We start from the raw sequence: 2280 nt of genomic DNA on the forward strand, positions 1-2280 counted from the left end.
GCCATGGGTATCCACAGCAAGCTGGCTGGTCTCCAGCTTTTCTTGGCGGATGACACCTTCAATGGCCACGCCCGCCTGGCGCTCATTGAGCACAAAGGGCTGCGCATGGAAGATGCCCCACCGGTCTTTTACATGGGAGTAGATTCCAATGGAAGGTGTGTTGCGCCGAGGATCAAGCCGGGCTTGCCACACCCGTTTGGTGGTCTCCATGCTCATCATGTCAGAAGATGCCAAATCGGACCGCCCCCAGGTGGCGGCAATCGGGTGTCGCTGCATGAATTCCAGCACAGCCTGGCAGGCCTGGCTCAGACGCCGTTCGTCCCGCGCCCAGCGCATGGCCTGGCGAATGCTGGTGGCAGACAATTGCGGAATCATGCGCGCGCATTCGACCGCAGTCAGACTGGTGCCGTGGGCCATGATGCCGGCATAGACCATCAGCAGCTCGTCGGTAGAGCGCGGCTCACGTCCGAGCATGATCCAGCTAAAGCGCACCTGGGCGTCAACGGCCAGAATCACTTCCGGCAATTGAACCTCACCGATGCGGTGATCCAAAGCCGCGCGCAGCTTGGTCACTTCTGGGTCTTCGTCCTCTGCGGGCAATGGCGACAAATGGAGTTCATCATCCACGCGCAGTACGCCACTGCGGGCTGCAGCGGCCACCGCATCGACACCGGCAGTTACTCTGGCCAGCAAAGGCTTCAAGAAAGTGGCAGCCTTGCTGGGTAACGATAGACGGGCATAGTGTTTCTTGGACTCTGCCTGCCAACGCTCGTCCGTGAAGAACAAGCGCGCACGACCCCGAAAGCTCAGGCTGTGCTCAATCCAGACCGAGCCATTGCGCACCGCGCGGCGCAGGGCAAACAGGGTGGCCACCTCCAACGCCTGAAACGCCCGTTCCCGGTCTGGGCTGGAGATCGAAACCTGCCAGATCATTCCCAGACTTGGTGCCACCACTTCAACTGGCAGCTTTCTGGATCCTTTGAGATATAAAGCTTGCAGCTTGGCAAGGTACTCGATGGCAGGATGCTCGCCGGTGGCCTGCCAGGGCAGCTTTGCAATGGCGACGAGCAACGACCGCACGGGGCGAATTCCATCAATCAATCCCTCGCGGACCAGGGAGGCCCTGCTCGGTGGTTTGCGTTTCTGGGTTTCGGTGATCAAGGCTTCAAGACGGGCACGCAACTCAGCATCTGGCACCGCACCTTGCGCGCTCAAGGCAACAAGTTCGCCGAGCAGCGTTTTGTACATTGCGGCCCAATTGACGGTAGCGGGGACATCGGCGGCAGCCTGACGCCACAGATCGGCGATCCGGCGCTGCACCATAAGGATCAACTGGTCTGTGGTGGTGAACAGGCAATACCGAAGAAAGCATGCGACCTCCACGGTGCGCGCTGGCTCTTTGATCTTGGCTCCGGCTGAGGGCGGCCTGGAGACAAGTCGGCGCGCGTAGCGGCGCAAGATGAGATCGGGGATGTCTGCCAGGTGCTTATGAACGTCCAGCGTGTAAAGCAGGTCGATGCGCTCCAGTACCTCGCTGATTTGGCGGGTTGAGTGTTTCGCCGGTGCAGCCCATAGCCAACTCTGCTGGGTTTGTCCATCTGGGCGCAGCTCTGAAACTGAGGCTCGCCAGCGATCAAGTGTTGCTGGATCAACGCTGGCGGCGATGGCGGTGCCTGTTTCAACTTCAAGCTGGGCAAGTGCCGCCGCAATCAGTGTCCGAATTGCCCGCTCGTGCACGATCACCAGCTTGTTCTTGTACAGCCATTGACGCGCCCGCACGAGTAGCTGATCGCGGTCGGCGCAGCGCGCCACTTCGTCGCGCAGTTCACGTACCAGTGAGCGGCGCTGGTGCTCGCTCATCCACTGGAATCCAAGGACCGTGCAGGCTACTTGTTGGTGATCGAATAGCGTGCGCCCGCGTTCATACATGGCTCTCAGCGAGGCGACTTCTGGTGCTGCAATGCCAAGCTCGTTGCCAAGGTGGCGCCACAAGGCTACTGGAATTACCCGAAAGGCACCGAGCAAACGCCCACTCATGCGCAGGAAACCAATATGGAGCGCCAGACCAAGCTTGTGGGAATCACCTCGGCGTGCATTGATTGCGTCGCGCTCGGCACCATCGAAGGTGAAAAATGCCTTCATCTCGAAGTCGCTGATATCGCGGGGGAGCCCACGCATCCCCAAAAACGTTGTGTGCCAACCCTGCATCGTGAACCTCAAAAGTGGGAGGCCACCATACCCGTTTACAAAGCGAACAGGAAAGTCAATGAAATCAACGGT

General features: G+C 59.6%; 2 protein-coding genes. One reads left to right on the top strand and one right to left on the bottom strand.

What is annotated here, in order from left to right; translation table 11 throughout:
* The coding region (locus A612_RS00395; protein ID WP_241209497.1) for a Tn3-like element IS1071 family transposase at window positions 1-2157 on the bottom strand (2157 nt) is incomplete at its 3' end.
* On the opposite strand from A612_RS00395, the gene A612_RS17740 reads away from it, so the two are divergent.
* Window positions 2053-2280: hypothetical protein (locus A612_RS17740; protein ID WP_241209498.1), on the top strand; the 228-nt coding region annotated here is incomplete at its 3' end. The two genes, A612_RS00395 and A612_RS17740, sit on opposite strands and share 105 nt — an antisense overlap.

The organism is Melaminivora alkalimesophila, from assembly GCF_000282995.1.
Taxonomy (GTDB): Bacteria; Pseudomonadota; Gammaproteobacteria; order Burkholderiales; family Burkholderiaceae_C; genus Melaminivora; species Melaminivora alkalimesophila.